The organism is Streptomyces sp. NPDC092952, from assembly GCF_044754785.1.
GTDB lineage: Bacteria > Actinomycetota > Actinomycetes > Streptomycetales > Streptomycetaceae > Streptomyces.
In genome coordinates this window covers 118,915-141,863 of the sequence record NZ_JBIVPT010000011.1, presented here as the reverse complement: position 1 = coordinate 141,863, position 22,949 = coordinate 118,915, and the positions used below count along the sequence as shown (strand labels likewise).

Annotated in this window: 21 protein-coding genes; 2 read left to right on the top strand and 19 right to left on the bottom strand. The window is 74.2% G+C overall.

The window, feature by feature from the left end; all coding sequences use genetic code 11:
- Positions 1-10: 10 nt before the first annotated feature.
- From ACIQGQ_RS24965 to ACIQGQ_RS24890, 16 genes are all read right to left on the bottom strand, one after another.
- Complete coding sequence (locus ACIQGQ_RS24965) at positions 11-202, bottom strand: hypothetical protein (protein WP_402399000.1); 192 nt, start codon at positions 200-202, stop codon at positions 11-13.
- 48 nt (positions 203-250) lie between these two features.
- Complete coding sequence (locus ACIQGQ_RS24960) at positions 251-1,297, bottom strand: hypothetical protein (RefSeq protein WP_402398999.1); 1,047 nt, start codon at positions 1,295-1,297, stop codon at positions 251-253.
- Positions 1,294-5,016 (bottom strand): ABC transporter ATP-binding protein, encoded by a 3,723-nt coding sequence (locus tag ACIQGQ_RS24955; RefSeq protein WP_402398997.1) that lies wholly within the window; start codon positions 5,014-5,016, stop codon positions 1,294-1,296. The genes ACIQGQ_RS24960 and ACIQGQ_RS24955 overlap by 4 nt, the downstream gene beginning before the upstream one ends.
- 20 nt (positions 5,017-5,036) lie before the next feature.
- Positions 5,037-6,527, bottom strand: a complete 1,491-nt coding sequence (locus ACIQGQ_RS24950; protein WP_402398996.1) for a carboxylesterase family protein — start codon at positions 6,525-6,527, stop codon at positions 5,037-5,039.
- Positions 6,527-7,609 (bottom strand): phenazine antibiotic biosynthesis protein, encoded by a 1,083-nt coding sequence (locus ACIQGQ_RS24945; protein WP_402398994.1) that lies wholly within the window; start codon positions 7,607-7,609, stop codon positions 6,527-6,529. Before ACIQGQ_RS24945 ends, ACIQGQ_RS24950 begins: the two co-directional genes overlap by 1 nt.
- On the bottom strand, positions 7,602-9,026 hold the full coding sequence (locus ACIQGQ_RS24940) for a thymidine phosphorylase (RefSeq protein WP_402398992.1): 1,425 nt from the start codon (positions 9,024-9,026) through the stop codon (positions 7,602-7,604). The genes ACIQGQ_RS24945 and ACIQGQ_RS24940 overlap by 8 nt, the downstream gene beginning before the upstream one ends.
- A gap of 10 nt (positions 9,027-9,036) precedes the next feature.
- Positions 9,037-10,338, bottom strand: coding sequence for an aminotransferase class III-fold pyridoxal phosphate-dependent enzyme (locus ACIQGQ_RS24935; RefSeq protein WP_402398990.1), 1,302 nt, complete (start codon positions 10,336-10,338; stop codon positions 9,037-9,039).
- Positions 10,335-11,483, bottom strand: a complete 1,149-nt coding sequence (locus ACIQGQ_RS24930) for a hypothetical protein (protein WP_402398988.1) — start codon at positions 11,481-11,483, stop codon at positions 10,335-10,337. The genes ACIQGQ_RS24935 and ACIQGQ_RS24930 overlap by 4 nt, the downstream gene beginning before the upstream one ends.
- Positions 11,468-12,169 carry a hypothetical protein gene (locus ACIQGQ_RS24925; RefSeq protein WP_402398986.1) on the bottom strand — a complete coding sequence of 234 codons (702 nt, stop codon included), beginning with the start codon at positions 12,167-12,169 and terminating at the stop codon, positions 11,468-11,470. The genes ACIQGQ_RS24930 and ACIQGQ_RS24925 overlap by 16 nt, the downstream gene beginning before the upstream one ends.
- Positions 12,166-12,996: a TauD/TfdA family dioxygenase gene (locus ACIQGQ_RS24920; protein WP_402398984.1), complete on the bottom strand. Its 831-nt coding sequence runs from the start codon at positions 12,994-12,996 to the stop codon at positions 12,166-12,168. The genes ACIQGQ_RS24925 and ACIQGQ_RS24920 overlap by 4 nt, the downstream gene beginning before the upstream one ends.
- Before the next feature lie 79 nt (positions 12,997-13,075).
- Positions 13,076-14,362 carry a hypothetical protein gene (locus ACIQGQ_RS24915; protein WP_402398982.1) on the bottom strand — a complete coding sequence of 429 codons (1,287 nt, stop codon included), beginning with the start codon at positions 14,360-14,362 and terminating at the stop codon, positions 13,076-13,078.
- Between the two features lie 4 nt (positions 14,363-14,366).
- A complete protein-coding gene (locus ACIQGQ_RS24910) occupies positions 14,367-15,722 on the bottom strand; it encodes a hypothetical protein (RefSeq protein WP_402398981.1) in 1,356 nt (451 codons plus the stop codon).
- The gene (locus ACIQGQ_RS24905) at positions 15,719-16,354 is read right to left on the bottom strand and encodes a hypothetical protein (RefSeq protein ID WP_402398979.1); all 636 of its coding nucleotides are present in this window, start codon (positions 16,352-16,354) and stop codon (positions 15,719-15,721) included. Before ACIQGQ_RS24905 ends, ACIQGQ_RS24910 begins: the two co-directional genes overlap by 4 nt.
- Positions 16,351-17,001 (bottom strand): class I SAM-dependent DNA methyltransferase, encoded by a 651-nt coding sequence (locus tag ACIQGQ_RS24900; RefSeq protein ID WP_402398978.1) that lies wholly within the window; start codon positions 16,999-17,001, stop codon positions 16,351-16,353. Before ACIQGQ_RS24900 ends, ACIQGQ_RS24905 begins: the two co-directional genes overlap by 4 nt.
- 18 nt (positions 17,002-17,019) lie before the next feature.
- Positions 17,020-17,541, bottom strand: coding sequence for a hypothetical protein (locus tag ACIQGQ_RS24895; RefSeq protein WP_402398976.1), 522 nt, complete (start codon positions 17,539-17,541; stop codon positions 17,020-17,022).
- A 78-nt stretch (positions 17,542-17,619) separates the two neighbouring features.
- A complete protein-coding gene (locus tag ACIQGQ_RS24890; RefSeq protein ID WP_402398974.1) occupies positions 17,620-18,522 on the bottom strand; it encodes a helix-turn-helix transcriptional regulator in 903 nt (300 codons plus the stop codon).
- A 367-nt stretch (positions 18,523-18,889) separates the two neighbouring features.
- Between ACIQGQ_RS24890 and ACIQGQ_RS24885 the strand changes: the two genes are divergently transcribed.
- A complete protein-coding gene (locus ACIQGQ_RS24885; RefSeq protein WP_402398973.1) occupies positions 18,890-19,735 on the top strand; it encodes a nucleotidyltransferase domain-containing protein in 846 nt (281 codons plus the stop codon).
- 124 nt (positions 19,736-19,859) lie between these two features.
- On the top strand, positions 19,860-20,510 hold the full coding sequence (lepB, locus tag ACIQGQ_RS24880) for a signal peptidase I (protein WP_402398972.1): 651 nt from the start codon (positions 19,860-19,862) through the stop codon (positions 20,508-20,510).
- Here lepB and ACIQGQ_RS24875 read toward each other — a convergent pair.
- The 3 genes from ACIQGQ_RS24875 to ACIQGQ_RS24865 all read right to left on the bottom strand — a co-directional run bounded on the left by ACIQGQ_RS24875 (position 20,494) and on the right by ACIQGQ_RS24865 (position 22,931).
- On the bottom strand, positions 20,494-21,060 hold the full coding sequence (locus ACIQGQ_RS24875; protein WP_402398970.1) for a DUF2087 domain-containing protein: 567 nt from the start codon (positions 21,058-21,060) through the stop codon (positions 20,494-20,496). The genes lepB and ACIQGQ_RS24875 overlap by 17 nt on opposite strands.
- Positions 21,057-21,701 (bottom strand): TetR/AcrR family transcriptional regulator, encoded by a 645-nt coding sequence (locus ACIQGQ_RS24870; protein WP_402399194.1) that lies wholly within the window; start codon positions 21,699-21,701, stop codon positions 21,057-21,059. The genes ACIQGQ_RS24875 and ACIQGQ_RS24870 overlap by 4 nt, the downstream gene beginning before the upstream one ends.
- 177 nt (positions 21,702-21,878) lie before the next feature.
- On the bottom strand, positions 21,879-22,931 hold the full coding sequence (locus ACIQGQ_RS24865) for a peptidase C39 family protein (protein WP_402398969.1): 1,053 nt from the start codon (positions 22,929-22,931) through the stop codon (positions 21,879-21,881).
- Positions 22,932-22,949 lie beyond the last annotated feature (18 nt).

The window sequence follows — 22,949 nt, the reverse complement described above, 5'->3', positions numbered from 1 at the left end:
TCACTGTTCTCTAGATCCCTGGGTACGGGGCCAGTTCGTCCAGCGAGAGCACGGACCCGACGTTCTCCTCGGGGACGTCGTCGAACCAGTCGGCGTCCGCCTCGGCAGGTCCGGTGGGCCCGGCCGTCCCGGCCGCCACCGTGCCGTCGTGCTGCTGTGGCTGCTGCTGCTCGTCGTCGTGGGTCTGTTCGGCGTCCTGCACTTCGTTTCCTCCTCGTCGGATTTCGATCCGGTCCGGGACGGACCGGCCCTATCCCAGGCGGGCGCGGATCCGCTCCGCCAGATACGCCCCGTACCTGCGGTGCGCGTCCGATGTCAGATGGATGCCGTCGGCGAGGAAGTCGGACTCGTCGACGTCCGTCCACTGGCGCACCGGGTGGACCCGGCCGTCGCCCCACTCCATGACCGCCGCCACGGCGGCGTCGTGCACCGTCGCCCACTCCGTCGCGGTCAGCCCGCCCGGACCCTTGCGGTCGTGGAACCGGGGGCTCGCCGGAGCCAGGAGGACGACCACCTCGCAGTCGGGCACGGTGTCCACGACGCGTTTCACGAACCCGAGCATGTTCGTCAGGTACGTGTACGGGTTCAGCGAGCCGGTGAGATAGACCATGCCGCCGACCGCCATCGTCAGATAGCGCGGCCGCAGTTCGGCGATCAGGTCCGCGAACACCGGCTCCAGGTGCGTGCCCTTGCCCCGGGCCAGCGACACCAGGTCGAGGTCGTCGCGCCACCGGCTCGACTGCACGTAGTTGGTTAGCGGCGAGTCCGCGCCCATGCCCTGCGAGAGCGAACCGCCGTAGTGCACCCACCGGTTGGGGTTCGGCGCCGTTACGGAGGCCGTCGCCCCCTCGTCGATCCGCAGGTCGATCAGGCGGAACTGGGCGTAGAGCGGCAGCCACAGTTCGACCTGCCGCACGGGCGCCGTGCCGGCACCGCCCTCCGCGCCGAGATCGAGCCGCAGGGTCTGTGTGCTCCGCGAGGCGGACAGGGCGCGCCGGCCTCGGCGCACACCGTCCACGACGATGTCGACCGACTCCAACTGCTCGATGTCCTCGGCGAGTTCGACGATGTTGTCCGGGCAGCGCGAGCACAGGTAGTCGAGTTCCACGTGGTCCGTGTCCGTCGTCAGCACGAGGGCCACCCCGGACGGCATCCCCGCCCGCCCGATGCCTCCCTCGGGGAAGTACAGCCGGGCCCGGTCGAAGGGCACCCGCCACGGCGCCACCCAGCCCTCGCCCCGCTGCAACGACACCGCCCCGTTGAACCGGAACTCCTCGCCGCAGGTCAGTGACCTCATGTCCTCGCTCCTCGTCCTTGTCCTCGTTCCCGGACCGGCCCTCGTCCCCGGTCGCGGTGTGGTGGTCCGTCGGCGGCGGAAGCCGCCCAGAGGTCCGCGTACAGCCCGCCCGACCGCAGCAGGGACGCGTGCCCGCCGACCTCCAGCAGCCGGCCCCGCTCGACGACGGCGATGGCGTCCGCCTGCGCGGCGGTGGCGAGCCGGTGGGCGACCAGGACGGTCTTCCGCCCGCTCCGGTCGCCGCGCAGGGCGTGGACGACGGTGCGTTCCGCCTCCGCGTCCAGCGCTCCGGTGGCCTCGTCCAGCAGCAGGAGTCCGGGGCGGGAGACCAGCGCCCGTGCCACGGCGACCACCTGCCGCTGCCCGGCGGACAGGGCGGCTCCCCGGGGGCCGACGTCGTGGTCCACCCCGCCGGGCAGGGCGTCGATCAGTTCCGCCGCGCCGAGCGACCGCAGGACGGCCGAGATCTCCGCACGGGAGACGCCGGGCCGCCCGAAGGCGATGTTCTCGCCGACGGAACCGCTGAACAGATGGGCCTCCTGCGGCACGATGGCGGTCCGCAGCCGGTAGTCGCGCAGCGGGATCAGCCCGACGTCCACACCGTCCAGGCGCAGCGTCCCGCACTGCGGGTGGTAGAACCGCGCCAGCAGTTTGATGATGGTCGACTTGCCCGCCCCGGTCGGGCCGACGACGGCGAGCGACGCCCCCGGCGGGATGTCGAGCACGACGTCCTGGAGCGAGTACGGGGCGTCCTCCCGGTACCGGAAGCCGACCCGGTCGAACCGGATGCCCGCACCGGCCGGTCCCTCCGGTACGGGAGGCACCGGCGCGGGCCCTGCCGGCTCCTCAGCCGGTTCCTCCGCCGGTTCGGACAGCAGGCCGTTGACGCGCCGGAGCCCCACCCGGGCCTGCTGGGCGCCGTCGTAGACCGTCGCGATCTGCTGGATCGGGTAGGACAGCAGCGAGAGGTACAGGACGAGGGCGGCGGCGGTCCCGCCGTCGAGGACACCGGCCCCGGGCGGCCCGTCCGCCGCGGCGGGCAGCAGCAGGCAGACCAGCGTGAGGTCGACGGCGAGCGCGACCAGGGGGAAGAACCACGCCACCGCCGTCTGCCCGCGCAGACGTTCGTCGCGGTACGCCGCCGACCGCTCCGCGAACTCCGCGACGATCCGCCCCGTGCAGCGGAAGATCTGCGCCGTACGGATGCCGTGCGCCTTCTCGTGCAGGTCGGTGTTGACCGCCGCGAGCAGGTCCCGCGCCCTGGGGTACGAACGGGAGACGACACGGCGGAACGCGGCCGCCCCGGCCAGCACCGCGCCCCCCGCCCCGGCCAGAACGGGCCAGCGGTCCGGCGCGATCCACACCACGGCCAGGACGACCCCGCCCACCAGCGGCAGATTGACCGCCAGGGACACCAGCCCCGTCTGCACGAACGCGGAGAGCGAGTCGATGTCCGACGTCAGCCGGGTCAGCAGCCCGCCCGACCGCACCCGGTCCACGTACGGCAGCGGAAGCCGCTGGACGTGCCGGAAGCACCGCAGGCGTACGGCGAACAGCACCCGGTCGCAGACCCGCGCGGTCGTGCGGATGGTGCCCCACCCGGCGATCCAGCCCACCGCCGTGACGGCCAGCCCCAGGGCGAACAGCGCCCCGACCGCCGCCGCGTCGCCGTCCGCCGCGCTCGCGAGGACGGACCGGGCCACCGCCGGAAGCGCCACGGCCGCAGCGACCTCGGCGCCGATGCAGACGAGGGCCGCGAGGACGGGGCCGCGTACCGGCCGCAGCGCCGCCCCGAGGGTGAACGGGCCGTTCCGCCGCCCGCTCTCCAGATCCGCCCGCGCGGGCGCGTCCACCACCCCGGGCAGCCGGGCGGCGTACGCACCGGCCGGGTCCTCCCGGGTGCCGGCGCGGGCCGGTCCGGGCGGGGGGCCGTCCGCCGCGGGTCCGGCCGTGACCCCGTCGGCGCCCAGCGTCGGCGTATCGGCGGCCTCGCCCATCAGGGCCCTCAGCCGTACGGAACGTTCCATCAACTCCCCGGCAGCGCCGTGCTCGACCACCCGGCCGCCCTCGACGACCGCGATCCGGTCGGCCAGCGCCAGCACCGCGCGCCGCCGCCCGGTCACGACGACCGTGCACCCGTCGCCGAGCCGCCGCCGCAGCGCGGTGAGCACCCGCGCCTCCGTCAGGGTGTCCAGCGCGGACGTCGCGTCGTCGAGCAGCAGCAGCTCCGGCGCGCCGTACAGGGCCCGGGCGAGGGCGATCCGCTGCCGCTCGCCACCGGAGAGCAGGGCCCCGTCCTCACCGGCCGGGGCCAGATCGCCGTCCGGTAGCCGGTCCAGCATCGTGTCCACGGCGGCGTCCGCGACCGCCGCGGCGTACCGGCCGCCGTGGAACTCCCGGCCCAGCAGGATGTTGTCCCGGACCGTGCCGGAGAACAGGAACGGCTCCTCCGTCACCAGCACGGCACCGCAGCCGCCGGGCGCCGATGCCCGGACGCGCCCGGTACGGTCGGTGAACTCCAGCCGTCCGCCGGAGGGTGGGTACTGCCCCGACAGCAGCAGCGCCAGCACCGACTTCCCGGAGCCGGTCCGGCCCGCGACGCCGAGGCACTCCCCGGGGGCGACGGTCAGGCTCAGATCCCGCAGGACGTGCCGCCGCTCCGGCCCGAGCCGCAGCCCGACGCCGGACAGCACCACTCCGAGCCCGGCCCCGTCGCCTTCCCCACGGGGCTCGGCCTCCGGGTCCGGCCCGGGGCCGCCGCTGTCGATGACCGCGTGGACGCGCTCGGCCGACGACCGGGCGAGCGCGACCGCGGAGACCGCCCCGGCCAGCAGCCGCACCAGCCCGGTCATGGTGAGCAGATACGTCGCGAACACCACGAAGGTGCCGACGCCGATGTCGCCCCGCAGGGCCATCGCCCCGCCGACCCCGACGACCAGGACGAGCGCGCCCTGCGGCAGGGTGGTCAGGACGGGCGTGAACACGGCGTTCAGCCGGGCGACCCGCTGGCGGCGGCCGAACAGCTCGGCGGCCAGGGCCCGGAAGCGGCCCTCCACCAGCTCCTCCCGCTGGAAGACCTTGGTGACGGGCAGCCCGGCGACGGCCTCGCCGGTGAACGAGGTGAGGTCGGCGGCGGCCTGCTGGGACAGCCAGGTGGCCGCGTGGAGCCGCCGTCGGGACCGGACCACCACCACCCCCGCGACCGGCAGGGCGACGAGCGTCGCCGCCGCCAGCACCGGGGAGAGCACGAACATCACCACGACCTGGACCGCGACATGGCAGACCGCCGCGGCCGCCTGCGGGGCCAGGGTCAGCAGCGACTGCACCACCTGGAGGTCGGTGACCGACCGCGAGACCACCTCGCCCCGCCGTAACGCGTCCTGCTGCTCGCCGGAGTAGCGGCACAGCGATTCCAGCAACGCCACCCGCAGCTCGTGCTGGACCCGGGTCGCCGGCCGGCTCGCGGCGGCACGCTGGCCGAACCGGACAACGAACCTGAGCACGGCGGCGACGGCCAGCAGGACGAGCGTGGAGAGGGCGACCGCCCGGCCGACGGCCAGCCCGTCGACCACGGACCCGACGACCAGCGGCGTCGCCAGGTCGATCCCCGCCCCGGCCAGCGCCAGCGCCACGGCACGGACCGCCACCCGCCGCTCGGCGGCCCACGCCACGAGCAGCCGCACCGCCCACGACGGCGCCGCCCGCGATTTCGTACGCACTCCCCGTCGCCCCCGCCCCGCTACCGGCCGGCTGCCGCGTGGTCGTCGTCCAGCGGCCACACGGCGCTCTCCACCCGCGGCTCCCGCCCGATCCGGACCAGCCGCTCCGCCGCGCCGTCGTACACCGGCCAGCGGACCCCGCCGGTCGACGGCCCCCTCCCGTGCGCGAACTCCACGAGCGCCCCCTGGACATGGCGGGCCACCGCGACATCCGCCTCCGACGCGGGTCCGGGGGAGGCGAGATCGAGGAAGAGCGACGCCAGGTCCATGCCGTGCACCGCGCGCCCGGCCCCGGCCAGCCCGTGGTCCGAGGGGACGTGGTCGTAGATCTGGTACCAGCACCGGCCGGTGCCCGACGCGGACTTCGCCCGCAGCAGGTCGCGCGAGGGGCGCAGGAACAACTCCGCGTCGATGAACGCCTCGTGGTCCGCCCCGTACCGTGCGGCCGGTACGGCGCTCCGCGCGCCCCGCGCCACCACCCGCGCCCCGCCCGGCATCAGGTGGTCCCACAGCCCGGCTTCGTCCGCGGTGTTGGAGACCAGGAGGTCGACCCCGGCCGACGCCCCCGCCGCGATCGCCCCGATCGGCGGACGCGTCAGGTGCGTACCGTCCACGACATCGCGGTAGTACACGATCTCGTGGCGCCTCAGCAGGCGTTCGTGCGCCACCTTCAGATGCACGTTCGGTACGGTGGCCAGCCGCTCGGGCGCACCGGCGAGCCCCGCGCACTCCAGGAACTCCCGGGCGAGGCCGGTCGCCTCGTCCCTCGGCACCGCGTTCTCGCAGCCGCCGCTGTACAGGGCGGCCCGCTCGAAGAGCCCCTCTGCGGCGGCGCACCCCAGGACCGAGCCGATGTTGTGGGCCCCCGCGGACTCGCCGAACAGGGTGACGTTGCCGGCGTCGCCGCCGAAGGCCGCGATGTTCTCCTTCACCCAGGTCAGGGCGAGGACCTGGTCCCGCAGCCGGAGGTTGGCCGTGTCCCGCCAGGCCGGGCCCGACGGGCCGGTCAGCTCGTCCAGGAAGAGATGGCCCCAGCACCCCAGCCGGAAGTTGGCCGTCACCACCACGACGCCGTGGGTGCGGCTCAGCACCTCCGGACGTCTGCCGGGCATGCTCCCCGCCCCCGCGACCTGCATGCCCGGGTGGAACCAGACGAGCACCGGAAGCCCTGCCCGACCCGGGTCCGGGGTGTGCACGGCGAGGTTCAGACAGTCCTCGTGCTCCGTACCGCCGGTGTGGGAGAAGCCGAAGTGCCGCAGCGCGTCGGACGCCCGGTCGTGGACCGGCGGGAGCTGCCAGGACACCCGGCCGGGCCGCAGCGCCGGACGCACCCCCTCCCACGGCTCCGGCCGCACCGCCCCGGCGAACCGGCCGCCGTCCGCCCGGACCGTGCCGTACGGGACGCCCTGCCACCGGGCGGAGCCGGAGTGCCGGTCCAGCACCCCGCCGACCCGGCCCGCGGCGGTCTCCCGAACGACGGGGACCCGCCGCCCCTCCCGCGTACCGTCCATCAGTAGATCCCCTCGACGATCCGACTGCCCTCGAACTCCGCCATCGGGACGACGTCCGCGACCGAGTCGCCCCGCCACTCCTCGCCCCCGGTCCCGGCCGTCCGCACCGCCAGGTCCCGCTCCAGGTTGTTGGGCAGGAACATGTCCCGGGTGACCGTGTGCATCAGCACCTGGCCCCGGGCCCCGTACGGCACCGGCCCGCGCGTGCCCGGATCGACGACGCGGACGAACAGCTCCGGGCCGGCCGGGTCGAACACCGGATGGTCGTCGTACGCCGTCGTACGCCTGAGCAGCGCCCGGGTCCCCGTGATCGAACTCGCGTACGTGGCGACGAAGAGGGCGTCCGGGAAGACCAGCCGCGCGTACTCGTACACCTCCTCGCGCGTCATCCGGGCCCCGCCCCAGGTGACGACCCGCACCGTGGCCCGCACCCGGTCCGCCAGCTCCTCCGAGCGGGCCAGGGCGCGCAGCAGGGGCGGGGTCACCAGCAGATGCCCGACGTGCTGGGTGCGGAGCACGTCCAGGGCCTGGGCCAGTACGTGCTCGACGTACCGCCGCCGCACGTCCGCCCCGATCCCGGACTTCACCCACCGCGGGTCGATGTCCACCTGGAGGTAGGGCACGCGCAGCCGCCGCGCCCACCGCCGCTGCCAGTTCCCCGCGAGGTGGGGGCCGGTCGGGAACAGCGACAGCATGGTGTGCCCGGCGGCCTCCGGCACGTACGCGCAGTACAGGTCGACCAGTTGCTCGATCCGGGAGAGCGACAGCACGGCGCGCTTGGGCCTGCCGGTCGTGCCGCCGGACTCCACCACGTAGGGCGGGGGCTCGTCGGCCAGGCCCCGGGGGACCAGGTCCTCGACCCGGGCCTCGCGCAACTCGTTGACCCGGGACGGAAAGCGGCGCAGATCGTCGAAGGTGCGGATGTCGGCGACCGGGTCGAAGGGCAGGGCGGAGCGGTGGTCGACCCAGAACCGGGAGCCGGTCTCCTCACCGAAGTGCCAGCGCAGCATCGCCGTCAGGTACTCCCGCAGCTCCGGCTCGGCGGCGGGGGCGGCGACCGGGCCCGTCATCGGATCAGACATGGACCGTCCCCGTTCCCGTTCCGTTCGCGGAGGCGTCCGTGAAGACGCCCGTGGAGACGCGGGCCGGTACGTCCGTACGGGCGTCGGCCCCGGACAGCGGCTCCGGCTCGCGCGGCGCCCGGCAGTCCTCCCGGGGACCGACCCGGACCGCCCCGGCCACCAGGTCCACCGCCGCCCCGGCGTCGAGCCCCTCGCGGTGGAACACCTCGGCCAGGACGTCCCCCTCCGCCACCCGCCCGCCCAGGGGGTGGGCGAGCCGGATCCCGGCGTGCGGGTCGATGACGTCGCCCGCGAACACCTTGCCCGCGCCCAGCTTCAGCGCGGCCCGGCCGATGTCGAGCGCCGAGACGTCGGTGACCCACCCGGCCCGCCGGGCCCGTACGAGCCTGCGCACGCCCGGCCGGCAGTACCCGTCGCCGCGCAGGACCGGCGCGGTGTCGCCGCCCTGTGCCGTCAGCATCCGGACGAAGACCGACAGCGCCGCCCCGGAGCCCAGCGCCGACCGCAGCCGCTCCCGGATCCTGCCCTCCGGCTCGTCCGGCTCGGCCACCCGCACCATCTGCACGGCCAGGGCCTCGCACTCCGCCGCGAGCCCCCGGTCCCCCCGCCCGCGCAGGAAGTCGACCGCCTCGTCGACCTCCGCCGCGTTGCCGACGGCCCGGCCCAGCGGAACGGAACCGTCGCTGAGCACCGCCCGGCAGCGCAGTCCGAACTCGCCGCCGAGCCGCACCAGAAGCCCCGCCAGCCGCCGCGCCGCCCTGTGGTCGGGCACCAGCGAGCCGGCCCCGTACCGCACGTCGAACACCACCGCGTCGGCGCCGACCGCCACCTTCTTGCTGACGATGCTCGCGGCGATCAGCGGCGCCGACCGCACGCAGCCGCTCACCGACCGCAGCCCGTACGTCGCCGTGTCACCGGGTACCAGCTCGCCGGAGAACGACCCGATGACGGCGTCGTCGGCGGCGAGCCGGGCGGCCAGCTCCGCCTCGGTGAATTCGAGCCGCAGCCCGGGCACGCTCTCCAGCTTGTCGATCGTGCCGCCGGCGATCCCGAGCCCCCGCCCGCTCAGCTTGCAGACCCGGACCCCGAGCGCGGCCACCAGCGGCACCACCACCAGCGTCGTCTTGTCGCCGATGCCTCCCGTGCTGTGCTTGTCCACCACCGGCCGCCGACCGCCCCCCATCGCCGCCACGGGCCGGACCGGGCCGAGATACGCCCTGGTCAGGGCCACCGTCTCGGTGAACCGCAGTCCGCGCGCCGCGATCGTCGCCAGCCAGGCGGACAGCTGGTAGTCGGCGAGGCGGCCCGCCCGGTGGAGGGCGAGGACCGCCGAGGCCCGTTCGGTGGTGAGCGACTCGCCGTGGCGCAGCCGCTCGATGTGCTCCAGGGCGTCGTCGACGCCGATCATGTCCGTCATCGTCGGCTCCTCACCGCGCTGCGACCACTTTGCGGACCCCGGTGACCAGATGGTCGACGAGCCGCTCCTCCTCCGCGCCGCTCAGACAGGCGGGCGGTGCGAGCAGGACCGTGGAGCCCTGCTGCCGGGTGTAGGCCCCGAGGTCGTAGACCACCCGCTGCACGCTCCCGGCGCAGTCGGCGCCGTCGAACTCGACACTGAGCGCCAGACCGTGCCCCCGGACGTCGAGCACACCGTCCGTACCGCGCAACTCCCGCTCCAGCGCGCCGAGCAGCCGGGCACCGGAGGCCCGGGCCGCCGCCACGGCCCCGGAGCGGCGCATGTGCTCCAGCGTCGCGTGTGCCGCCGCGCAGGCCGCCGCCGAGGCCGACATCGTGTGGCCGTAGGGCACGATGCTCCCGGCGGGCAGCCGGTCCAGGACCCGGCGGTCGGCCGCGACGGCGGACAGCGCGCACACCCCGTTGGTCAACCCCTTGCTGAACGCGGTCAGATCGGGGCGCACCCCCGGATGCTCGTGCGCGAACCACGCCCCGGTCCGCCCCATCCCGGTGAACACCTCGTCCAGCACCAGCAGCGCCCCGTACTCGTCGCAGATCCTGCGGACGTCGCCGAGCAGCCCCTCGGGGAGCCGGATGCCGCCTCCGACGTTCAGGAACGGTTCGATCAGCACCGTGCCCGCCGCCGTACGGGCCAGCAGCGACCGCAGCCGCGCGGTGATGTACGCCCGCGCCGCCTCCGACCGCTGCCCGGCGCCGATGAACCCGCCGAAGGTCAGACGGTGGACGCGGACCGCGTCCCGGGCCGGGGCGTCATTGGTCTGCGGCAGCCCGGACAGCGCCTGGCACAGCGCGGTCGAGCCGTGGTAGCCGCGCTCGAAGGCGACGACGCCGGTACGCCGCCCGTCGACCGCCGCCCAGTACCGGGAGGCGAGCCCCACGGCCAGCTCGATCGCCTCCGAACCGCTGTTGGCGAAGAAGAACCGCTCACCGCCGTGGCCCCGGACGTCCCGCAGCGCGTCCGCGAGCCGGTGCGCCGGTCCGGAGAGCCCCTGGGCCATGTCGACATGGGCCAGCTCCCTGAGCTGCGCCAGGTAGGCGTCGACCACAGGCTCGACCCCGTGCCCGCAGAACACGTTCAGCGCGCCGGACGTCGCGTCGATCACCCGGTGCCCGGTCCGGTCGGTCAGCCAGGCGCCCCGCCCGGCGACGAACGTCGGCCCGGAGTGGTCGCGGGGAGCCCGCCAGGGGCGCCCCAGCGCCGAGACGGCCGCCCCCCTCCCGCCCCGTTCCGCCCTCTCGTTCTCGGAACTCATCGTTCCCCCTTCCCCTTCTCGATCCATGCGCACAGGTCGCGCGCGGTACGGCGGTACGCGTACGCGTCGAGCGGCGCGCGTTCACCGCGCCGCCGGTGGATCACCGCCAGGGCGGCGGCCCCCTCCTCCGGGTCGTCCGCGCCGTGGGCCAGCCCGTCCCTGGCCAGCTCGTCGAAGGTCGGCCCGTGCCGGTCCACCACGGTGGGCAGGCCGAACAGCCGGGAGTCCCTGATCCGCAGCCGCACACAGGTGTCGTTCTCGACACCGCGCCGCCCGACGCAGACCAGCGCGGACGCCCCGGCCAGCACCCGGAAGTACTCCGCCCGGCCCAACGGCGTCTGACGGACCGTCACGTAACTGCCGCAGCCGTACCGTTCGACGGCGCCGAGCAGGCCGGACAGGACCGCCGCGTTGTCCGGGTTCTCCCGCCCGTACAGGAACACCAGCTCCACGGGGACCCCGCGGCTCCGGGCGATCCGTGCGGACTCCAGCGCGAACATCGGGTCCAGGTACGTCCACAGACCGCCCGACCAGACCACCCGGAACGCCCCCTCCCGGCCGGCCTCCGCCAGACGGCGCCGGGCCGCCTCGGCGGCCGACTCCGAGAACCCGACGGGGATGGTGGTGACCAGCCCGTCCAGCGCGCCCGACGCCCGCATCGCCGCCACCGTCACCCGGCCGGTGAGACAGAGGTTCGCCACCAGCGTCGCCCGCTCCACGGCCGACCGGCAGGTGAAGAACGCCCCGCCCGCCAACTGCCGCCGGTACGCCTCCACCGTCTCCCGGTACCGGCTCTCGCGGTCCGCGCGCCGCGCCAGCGAGGGGTACAGCGCGTGTTCGAGCGGCGGGGCGTTCTCCACGATCACCGGCAGGCCGCTCCCGGCCACCGACGCCAGCCGCTCCGGCGACGGCGAGTCGAAGGAGTAGACGATGTCGCTCCGGCGCAGCTCGGCGGCCCAGGCGGACTCCCGGGTCACCAGCCGGACCCCCGGGCCGAGCCGCTCGGGCAGCGAACCGGGGGAGAAGACCGTGACCCCGGCGACCCGGGCGATCTCCGCGGCCAGCTCCCGCGCCCGCAGCCCGATCCCGCCGAGCGACGTCCAGTCGACCCGGTGACCGGTGCAGTCCATCAGTACGTCGGGCATCGAAGCCCCCACACGTCCGACGGCCGCGTCACATTGACGTAGCTCCCGACCTCGACGCAGGCGGCCCCGGTCAGGACGCGCGCCGGGTCCGTCGCCACCGAGGGCAGCAGCTCCCGGTGGTCGGGGCCGGCCATCGGGACCACCCACAGCCCGTCGAACCGGCCCAGGTCCCGCTCCGGCTTCTCCTCGCACGCCGTGATGAGACCGGACTCCCGGTCGTACGCCACCGCACCGTCGGCGCGCAGCGCCCCGGGGTCCGTGGTCGGGTGGACCAGGGCCGAACGGCCGTGGCGGCGCGCCAGGTCCATCGCCACCGCGAAGTCGTCCGGCTCCCGGGTGGTGAAGATCTGGTCGGGGAGCACCAGGGCGGTCACCCCCTCGCAGTAGGGCAGCCCGGCGCGGACGGCACCGCCCAGACCGGGCCCGTGCCGCCGCCGGTTCTGCACGGTGAAGACCACGTCGGCGCCGCGCCCGCCCAGCTCCTCGGCGACCACGTCCATGGACCGGGCCCGGTCCGGGCCGACCACGCAGACGACCCGCAGCCGCTCCGGGCCGAGCGCGGTCAGCGGCCCGAGACAGCAGTGCAGCACGGTGCGGTGCGCCGCCACGACGTGCAGCTCCTTCGGGTACGGGGCCCCGAACCGCGTCCCCCGCCCGGCCATCGGGATGATGACGGAGTCCCTCATGACACACGCTCCGGGGCATCGGTGTGCAGGCTCCGCAGCAGCAGGCGCGGACGGCGGGGGTCGTCGGTGAAGTGCTCCCGGCCGTGGGCCAGTACGTCGTTGCGGAAGACCAGGCACTGGCCGGACCGCAGGAGCAGATCGATCCGGACGTCGGGATCGTCCCGGCGGGACCTGAAGTAGCGGAGCGCACGGGCCAGGCACCGCTGCTCCTCGGCGTCCCTCGGATACCAGCGCTCGACCCGGCCCTCGCCGTACCGGGTCGCGTAGTGGCCGTCACCGAGCGCGGCGAACACCGGCCCGACGGCCTCGCGGACCGCCCCCGGGATCGTCGACCGCCGGCCGAGGATGGTGCCCCGCAGCAGGACCTCGGCCGCCTCCGGGTCCCGGTCCCCCAGCTCCGCGAAGACCCGCCCCGCGTTGAGCAGGAAGGTCCGGCCGCCGCCGCGCGCCGGGCGTACGCAGTACAGCAGGGTCGTCCGGATGGTCCCGATGTCCTCCAGGAGGCCGTCGGTGTGCCAGCCCTGCGCCGCGCCGGTGTGGAACGCCGGATGGTCCGCGTCGGGCTTCCGCGTCACCTCCGTGACGGGCGGCGCGCCCCGGTCGCGGTAGAGGAGCGGGGCGTAGGGCTCCCCGAGACCGAGACCGGCCCGGACCGCCGCCATCTCGCGGTGGGCGTCCTCGGCGGACACCTCGCCGGACGGGCTGTGGACCACCGCGAAGCCGTAGCGCTCCAGCAGGTCGTGGGCCATGTCGGGGCGCAGCGGACCGGTCACGTAGCCGTGGCCGGGCGCGGAGAGCTCCGTGTAGTCGGACGTCATCAGTCGCATGCCACGCGCCCCCGTACCCCGGGGCCCGCAGGTCCAGCGGGATCCGCAGGGGACGGCCCGGCACCGCGGGGCCATCCGGTCAGCACGTACACAGCCCGGCCTCCACTCCCAGCTTCTCGGGATCGGTGTAGAAGGGCGCACCGAACCGGGTGCGGATACCGCTCGCCGTCCGGGGCCCGAGCGGTCTCTCCCGCGCCGTGGACAGGGCGGCGGCCAGCTCCTCGACCGCCCGCGGACCGGCGCCCTGGAAGGTGATCTCGTTCGCCCCGAGGCGCAGGTGCACCCCGGGCATCCGGGGCATCGACGACTGGAGGTTGACCCGGATGCCCGCCTCGGCCAGCCGGTTCGACAGCGTGTACGCGGCCGCCGGGGAGTCCATCGCCACCCACACCTGGTGGGTGTCGGTGTAGCCGGTGCCCCGGTCGCCCTGGACCCGGAACCCGGCGTCGGCCAGGGCGGTGGCGAGCCGTCGCGCGTTGTCGCGGGTGGTCCGGGCGTACTCCGCGATCCGGGGCTCGATCTCCAGAGCGGCCAGGGACAACGCCAGTGTCTGCGCGAAGTGGTGACTGCTGAGCAGGTCGAACTGGGCGGCGCGCAGACTCTCGTCGATCTCCTCCCCATCGGTGAAGACCACGCCCTTGTGCGGTCCGGGGAACGACTTGTGGGTGGAGCCGCCGAAGGCGTCGGCCCCGCACCGCAGGGGGTTCTCCACCAGGCCGCCCAGCACGAGCCCGAGATAGTGGCTGGCGTCCACGTACAGCCGGGTGGCCGGGCTCACCCTCCGTACGACGTCCGCCATCGCCGCGAAGTCCGGCACCCGGACGCAGTTCTGCACGTCCACGTAGACCAGGTCCACGTCGCCCGGGGCGAGCGCCCGGGCCAGCCCCTCGGTGTCGACCCGGCCGTCCGGGCAGCCGAGCAGCCGGGACCGGCGGCCCAGCCTGCCGAGCAGCGCCGGGGTGGCGTAATGGCCGCCGGAGTCCTGGTCGACGCTGACCACGGCCGAGCCGGGCGCGGAGAGCGCGGCGACGGTCAGGATCATCGCGCTCATCCCGGAGACCGGCCGCAGGTTGCAGTACCGCGCCGAGGCCATCCGCCTCAGTGCCCCGGCCCCGTGCGCCTCGATGTGCGCGATGTCCTCGCCGCCCCGGAACTCCCAGAACAGCGGGTCGCCCGCGGTGTTGAAGAAATACCGGTTGGCGAAGTCGGAGCCCAGCGGCACCGAGGCCAGGGGCGAGACGCGGTTCTCGCTGGGTACGAGGTTGAGCGCGTGCGCGGCCCGCCGGTCGGCCTCGGCTATCGCCCTGCCCAGCGCCAGTGGGTCGGTGGTGCCCGTCGGTGTCCGTCCGCCCGTTCCCTGCGTCACCTCATCACCCCAACGCCGTTTCGAGGATGCCCACGGTGCGCACGGCATCCGGCTCCGCTACCGAGCAGTTGAACCGCACCCAGGGGCGGGTGCAGTCGTACAGGGCGGCCCACGGCTCGTCGCCGCCGCCGAAGACCGCCGCCGGGTTGAGCTTGAGTCCGGCCTCCCGGCCGACCCGGTTGCACCAGCCGACCGCGCCCTCGGGACCGTCGACCCGGACCGGCAGCGGCAGGAACAGCGAGTAGCCGGTCTCCGGATACCGGGGGACCGGATCGATGCCCAGGGGCACGAGCCGACTCCGGTAGGCCGAGAGGACGGTGGCGTAGTGCCGGGCCATGCCGCGCAGGTACCGGTCGAGGACGTCGACGACCGGCGACCGCCACAGCATCCGTACGAGCGGGTCGTCGGCGTCCGGCCGGGCCGGCGCGACCTCGGGGGGAAGCAGCCGGGGCCGCGCCGGTACCGTGCCGTCGCGCCGTGCCGCCCGGGCGCACATCAGCGCGACGTAGAGCGCGACGACCGCGGTGGACAACGGGCTCAGCGCGTAGCAGCGCTCGAACCGGTCCGCCTCCAGGTACCGCCGCAGGCCGGGGTCGCGGGTGATCAGCAGGCCCGCGCGGAGTCCGGGCACCGACAGGTCCTTGCTCGCGGTGAGCATCACGCAGCCGCGGCCGAGGTCGAGGTCCCGGACGGCCTCGCGCAGATGGCCGTCGTCCACCCCGCCCTCCCCGCCCGGAGCCGCGGAGACCTGGAAGACCGAGTCGAGGACGTGGAAGTCGCCCGCCGCGGCGCCGGGAAGTCGGAAGCGCCGGCCGGTCACCCCGTTCGGCACGATGTCGACCAGGGCCCGGGGCGCGCCGGGCCGGGCGCGGTGCGACCGGCTCCCGTACAGCAGGCCGTCCCCGTTGTAGTGGGCGGCGACCGGCATGCTCCGGCGGCGGGCGGACTGTTCGAAAGCGTAGTAACAGGGCAGCGGCAGCACGTACGCGTACCCCCGCGCGGCGAGGTAGCCGGTGACCACACTGATCGCCTCCGTCGACCCGGACATGACGAACACATCGCCCGGCCCGATGTCGGGGCGGCCCAGCCAGTGCGCGGTGAGCGCGCTGATCAACTGCCGGTCGGAACCGTCGAACCCGGTCGAGTAGTCCGTCATGCGCTGCTGCTCGAACAGCGCCGTGACCAGGGAACGGACCTGTGCCACGAGCTCCGGGGCGGCCGGGTACATGTTGCGGCCGTATCCGATCTGGTGCGGGGTGGACACCCCGTGCCGCAGGCGCCGGTAGGCGACCACGCACTCCGCGTCCGCGTGTCCGGGGCCCCGGGCCGGTGCCATGGCCTCCTTCGGGCAGACCGTCATGGGCCCCCCTCGGCACTCCGCCCGGACGGCGGCACCGTCCAGGCGGCCGTCATCGCCCGGACGAGCGAGGAGACCACCTGCTCCGACGCCGTGCCGGGCAGCAGCTCCACCCAGTCGTCGACCGGTGTCCCGGGGGCGGCCGCGAACGCCAGGTACGCGTCGAGCCGGGCCAGTTGCCAGCTCCGCACCCGGTGGTAGTCCGCCGAGCCCCGTTCGAAGAACGCGTAGGTGTCGGCCAGCTCCTCGCAGTACTCCCGGGACGCCCGCAGGCCGATCACCGAGACTGCCGCTCCCCGGGCCGCGAGACCGGCCCGTAAGCGGGCCAGCCGCTCACCGCAGTGGATGTTCATCGGCGCCAGGACGCGGCCGTCGGCGCTGTGCCGGGCGGTGTGGACGCACAGGGTGGTGAAGAGCGCCTGCCAGACGGGGTCCTCCTGGAAGTCGTCCGGCAGGCCGGTGCGGAACTCCATGAGGGCGAAGCCCAGTTGCTCCCCGTCGACGACCTCGACACCGCTCCGGCCGCCCGGCCCTCTGTTTGCTCCTCCGCCCGGCCGGGCGCCGAGCCGGGTGGCGACGGCCTGGGCGATCTCCATCCTCGGCAGCGCCCAGGGGCCCGTGACGACAGTGATCATCGGCTCACCCGGAACATCATGTGGAGGTCCTTGTCCGCCGTCGCCAGCTCCGGCCGGTGGGAGATGCTCGACCACGTGGTACGGGCGAAGCCGTGCCGGGCGAAGACGTCGCGCAGCACGTTGGGGTGCCAGCCGCCGAACCCCGGCAACTCCCCGCCCACCTCCCGGAAGTCACCGTTCGGCCGGCCGTCCCAGATCGTCTCGACGGCGATCCACACGGCGTCCCGCGCCAGGTGCGCCGCCACCGCTCCGGCCAGCCGGCCCGGGTCCGCCACGGTCCACAGCACGTTCCGCGAGAACACCGCGTCGTACGGGCCGTTGAGCCCCTCGGTGTTCCCCGCGTCGAGCCGCGTGAACGTGACGGCGGGGCCGCCGTTCCCGGCGCGCCGTTCGAGGGCCTTGTGCCGGGCCCGGGCGAGCATCCGCGCCGAGGTGTCCACCCCGTGGACGTCGAAGCCCAGCTCCGCGCAGAGCAGGGTGTAGGTACCCGTCCCGCAGCCGATGTCGAGCAGCCGACCCGAACGGGCGGGGAACGCCTCCGCCAGCATCGATTTCCATGCCGCCGCCTGCTCGGCGGTCAGCGCATTGCCCGGTGTCTCGTCGTAGTTATCGGCGCGGTGGTCCCAATGCGCCACCAAATTCGTCACACCCGACTCCTCCGGCCGCTATTCCCGCTCGTTGTCCGTTCCGAAAACGATGTGGACGCGCAGGTCGTCGCCCCCGTTGAACGCGCTGTGCAACTGCCGGGTATCGACGTAGTACAGATGTCCGTCGGCCGGAATGTTCACCACTCTGTCGTGCTCGACGAACACGAAGCGCGCGTGCTCGCTGGTGGTGACGGCGAGGTGGTAGCGGGGCGTCGGGTCGCGGTGCACGGAATAGCAGTGCTTCGGGTCCAGCGCCATGATCCGGGTACGGACGGGGGTGAACGGCAGCCGGTCGAAGACCTCGCCCAGATAGCTGTCGCGCAACTCGGCGTGGACCTCGGTGAAATCCGTGTCCGAGGAGATCAGCGACTGGCGCAGGCACCCCTCGTACCACGGGTCCGACGCCTGCGGCCGGTGCTGGAGAGCGAGCTGCCGGGTCCCCTCGAAGACCAGCGGATGCCTTTCCAACAGGCTTGCCACCGAGGCGCGGAGCTCACCGGGGTCGATATCGAGATCGGTCCTGGACGTCAGCACGGTCACGGCGTGACTCCTTCCGCGAAACGGATCGGCCGGGTCCGCCGACGGCGAACCGGTTCTCGCTTTCCCGCTCTCCTGCCTCTACTCGATTTTTCTGGCGGTCGCAGGGTCTGTCATTGCCGAGACGCGACCACCTGATTGGCCGATCGCGTCCTGCTGGAACCAGTCGTCCCGGAACCTGCCCGGCGGCAGCCCGTACCTGGCCCGGAATACGCGGCTGAAGTCGGACGGCTGGGTGAATCCGTTCCGCAGGCCGATCTCGCGGACGGAAACCGAGCGCAGCCGGGTGTCGCAGAGTTCACGGCGGCTGTTCTCCAGCCTCCGCTGCCGGATCCAGTCGGACGGCGTACTTCCCTCCGTCTTGAACAGCCGTTGCAGATATCGCAGGGAGATGTGGTGGGCCGAGGCGACCAGGCCCGGAGTGAGGCCGCAGTCACCGAGATTGCGGTCGATGAATCCCCGGATACGCGTTATCAGTTCGTACTGCTGGGTCTGCGGGCACACCTCGTCGGCCTCCACGAAATGCCGCTCCAGCACCGCCGCCGCCAGATGCAGGGCCGCGTCGCCGAACCGGGCCACCTCGGGCGCTCCCAGCCCGGCCGCCCGGCCCGCCGCCTCGACCAGGAACGAACGGAGCAGCGGCCCGGAACCGGCCGCCTCACGGACCCGGTGCTGCCCCGCGGCGGCGTCCGGCGGGACCGTCGGCATCGCGGAGCCCGGGAAGACCATCACGACCGCCTCCGCCGCCGCCCGGTTCTCCGGCGCCGGGCCGATGCCCAGGGGGAGCAGGGTGTCGCAGAGCGCCACCGCCGCGTCCCGCACGACGAGTTGGCACCCGGCCCTCGCCACCCCGATCCCGCCGAACGAGCTGAGCACCAGCGCGTGCCGCCCGGGATCGGCCTCCAGCACATGAGGGACGGAACCGGCGACCCGGAACGTGATCCGGTGCGTCGTGACGCTGCCCAGCTCGGTGGTCCGCAGCACGGGGCGGACCCCGCGGAGCGCCGGCTCGCGGCGCCCGGGGCCACCGGACCACCCCGCCAACGGCGCGCACACGGCCCCTTCGGGCCTCCACCGGTCCCCCCGCCGGACGGCACCGCCCAACGGCACCGTCTCACCGCTGTGCCGCATTTCCAAACTCCCGTTCTAGCGAATAACCGGGTACATGGCCTCCAGAAGCAGTCCGCCCCATACTGCCGCTGGTGAAATATCACTGTCATTGATAGGGGGCGACCAATCGCTTGACCTCGTGCGCCGATCTGTTCGATGTCGCCGGAATATGCGCCATTGCGCTAGTACGATGAAAAGCACAAAGAAATGCGTGAAGAAAAGTATGAAGAAAGGCATCGCGTTGACTTCTTCAACCCCGATCGACCCCGGCCGGGAACCCTGGGTTCTCGCCCGGCGTTTCACGCACCGGCTCGCCGATGTCCTGGGGGACGCCCTCCGCGATGTCGTGGTGGTGGGGTCCGCGTCGCTCGGCGACTGGCGGGCGGAGAGCGATGTCGACCTCGTCTGCGTGGTGGAGCGGGAGCTCGACGCCCCGGCCCGGGAGGCGGTCGCGCCGCTGCACGAGCGGTCCCGGGAGGCGTACGGCCACACCGTCGACGCGATGTACGTGACGAGGGACGGGCTGGCCAAGGGCCCCGATGCCCTCCGGTCGGTGGTGGCGACGGTCGCCGGGGTCCTGGACCCCGAGTCGGCGGACGGGCCGATGAACTGGCCGACCTGGCTCAACATCGTGCAGTGCGGGGTGCGCGTCCCGCTCGCCGGGGACGGTGCGTTGAGCGCGGTGGCGGCGGGGAGCGCCGGATTCCCGATCGAGGAGGAGGCCGCGCGGGACGGGGCGGTCGGGTTCTCCCGCGCCAATCTCGACCAGTACTGGCGGGGTCGGGCCGATCTGTCGGAGCGGTTCCATCTGGCCGAGGGGGCCACCCGGGCGGTCTCCGCGTTCGAGGTCGAGTGGATGTCGCTGGGCCCGGCCCGGCTGCTGGCGACGGTCCGCACCGGGCGGATCGTCTCGAAGTCGGAGGGCGGCGAGCTGGCCGCCGGGCTCTTCCCGGAGTTCCGCCCGCACCTCGCCCGGGTGCTCGACGCCCGCCGGGGCGAGGCCCCCGCCACGACCTGGAGCCGGGCGGACCTGGAGCGCTCCCTCGACCTCGCCCGCCGCTGCGTGCGCCTGGGCACGGAAGGCTGAGGGACGGAGCGGCCCGGGCCCCGGCACCCCGGGACCGGGACCCCGGGGCCCGTCCGCGTCCCCCGGCCTCCTATCCTCTGCTGGTCCGCCCGGCCACGGGCGGACCCGGGGAGGGGCGGGATTCATGGGGCAGCGGAGAGCGGGACACGGACTGAGGGTGGCGGCCCGGGTGCTGGTGCCGCTCGGGCTGGTCCTGGCGGCGGTGGGCGCGGGGTACTTCTTCACGGCCTACCGGGGCGTCACCGTCGTGGGCGCGGCGATGGAGCCCACGTACCGCAAGGGCGACCGGCTGGTGGCCGAGCGGGTGGACGCCGGTGCGATCCGCCGGGGCGACGTCGTACTCGTCCAGGTGCCCGGCCGCTACGGGGACCACCCGGTCCTCCAGCGGGTCATCGGAACGGGCGGCGACCGTGTGGTGTCCGACGGCGACCGGGTCACGGTGAACGGGAAGCCGGCCGACGAACCCTATGTGCGGCGCGGCACGGTACCCCTGGACCCGTACGACGTGACGGTGCCGCAGGGGCGGTTGTTCCTGCTGGGCGACAACCGGGGCAACGCGAACGACTCGCGGTTCTTCCTCGACGAGCGGTCGGGCAGTGTGGCGGCCTCCGGGGTGCTCGGGCGGGTACGGGGCGACTTCGTCGCCCCGGTGCTGGTCCTGGGGCTCGGTGGGTTCGGCGGAGTGCTGACCGTGATCGGGATCGGTCTGGGGATCGGCGGATACGCGGCCGGGCGGAGCGCCGTGGCGCGTCCGGCGGCTACCGGGCGGTGGTGAGGCGGTACCGCCCCGCCTCGCGGTGCAGCACCCCGAGGTCGACCAGGGCCCGGCGCAGCGACACCGCGTCCGTGGCCCCGGCCTCGCACCACGGCTCCAGACGCTCCGTCACCGCGCGTTCGTCGTACGTCTCGTCCGAGGGTGCGAAGGTGGCCCCGGCCACGTGCCGCAGCACCGCGTCGCGGGCCTCGGGGGCCGTCTCCTCGGGGAGCCGCAGCAGGACCCGGCCGCGTACGAAGCCACGGAGCCGGGCGTCGGGCTGCTCGGCGGCGGCCTCCTCCGCCCGGCGGAGCGCGGCGGACTGGGCGGCCCGCGCCACGGCGGTCTCGTCGACGGCGAGCCGGCCGCTTCCCCCGGGCACGAGCAGTCCCGCCCGGGTCAGCCGGCCGATGGCCTTGGCCGCCACCGGGGCGTCGAGCCCCGTGGCGGCGAGGATCGCGGACGGGGCGGACGATCCGAGGACGACCGCGCCGAAGACGCGGCGCGCTGCCGGGTCGGCCAGCGCGAGGGTGAACTCGTCCGCGGTGAAGGCGGGTTCGCCGGATGTCATGGGTTCTCCTCTTCCTGTTCCGTCCGTGCCGCCGCCGCTCGTGGGGCGGGGTCCTCGGAGCGGGTCCTGGCAGATGGGGCGGTACGGGCGAGCGCGGCCCAGGACGCGAGCAGGAGCTCCACCGCGTCCACGACGGATTCCGGTCCGCCGCCGGCGGGGGAGAGCACCCGCTGGATGGACAGCCCGTCGTCCAACGCATGGACGATCAGCGAGAGTTGCTCCACCGGGGCGGGCAGGGTGATGCCGCGCTCGGCGAACCCCTGCTCCAGTGAGCGGGCGATGGTCTCCCGGGAGCGGCGCTCCCGCTCCGCCAGCACGGGCCGCAGCTCCGGGTCGCGCAGCGCGTAGAGCCAGAGTTCGGTCCGCAGGGCGAGCCAGCCGGCGAGGTTCTCGTCGCGGCGGCGGTGCCAGGCGCGGAGCCGGTCGAGGGTCTCCTCGAAGCCGCCCGCCCCGACGTCCATCGCCCGGACCTCCGCCAGTTCGTGCCGGGTCCGCTCCTCCAGCAGGGCCAGGACGAGTTCGTGCTTGCCGTCGAAGTTGCCGTAGAAGGCGCCCCGGGTGTAGCCGGCGGCCTCCACGATCTGTTCGACCGACGTTCCGCCGACCCCCTGGTCGGCGAAGAGCCGGGCCGCCGCTTCCAGGAGCCGTTCCCGGGTGAGCTGCCGGCTCTGCTGCCGGGTGAGCCGCTCGGTGATGGGGACCGCCTCCCTCCTGTGTCGTGCCGTCCCGCGAGGTGACGTGCTTTCGGATACAGAACTGTATTGGCATACGTTTCTGTATCCAAAAGGTTTTCGGGACCACCGGGAAGCGGGGTCCCGCTACGCGGCGCCGACGACCACGGCGCCACGGAACGGGTCCGTGGAGACCAGCGACATCGCGTCCAGCGAAGGATCGGGCACCGGCAGCAGATGGGCGTCGACCCAGGTGTCGCCCGAGACGGTCTGTGACCAGGGATCCTCGATCACGAGGGCGCCGGGCACGGCTCCGTGGCAGAGCACCCAGTGCGGTACGTCGAAGCCCTGCATCGCGGCGAGCGAGACCAGGAGCAGCACATGGTCCCGCCGGGCGACCGCGTCCCGGATCGCGGCCATGGCCAGGCGGGAGGGTTCGACCGGCAGCCCGGTCCGTCCCGCCTCCTCCCGTGACGCGCGCTGGAGCACGGCGCGCCAGTCCCGTTCCTCCTCCGTGCAGTGGTCGAGCAGCACCGGCCGGTCGGCGTCGAGGTGGACGGTGACCGGTGCCGAGGGCCACGTGCGACGCACGGCGACACCCAGGCCGACGGGTTCGCACGCGGGGAAGTTCGTCGCCTCCCGCCAGAGCGTCAGCTCCGCCGCACGGTCGAGCGAGGCCCATGGCACGGCCCCCGCGTGGGCCCGCGCGACCAGGGCGGTGACCGCGCCGCAGGTGAAGTGGGTGGTCTGCCCGTAGTACGCGGGCTCCGTAACCGCCACCTCCGGGCCGGACAGCCAGCGCACGTATCCGGTGGGCGGGGCGTCCGGCCCCGTCGCCGTCAACGGGGCGCTCAGCGGCGTGAATCCGGCGGCGAGGGCGGCCCCCGGGTCCACCGTCCACCCTTCCCACTTGACCTGTACGAGCCCCTGGCGGCGCGCGTGGCCGACCACCGCCCCGGCGGCCGCCGCCACGTTGCCGACCGCGTCGACGATCTTCAGGTAGGCGGTTTCCGGACGGGCCGTCACGAGTGCGGCGGCCGCCCAGCCCGCGCCGTCCTCCCGGGCGACGGCCACCAGACGCGGGGCGTGGGCGGAACGGTCGACGTCCCGCCAGCGCTCCGGCACACCGCCGAGCCGGGCCAGCGCGGCCGGGGGAGCGGCGGGATCGAACGGGACCACGACGACGGCGTCGCTGTTCACGGGCGGACCCCTCTGCTC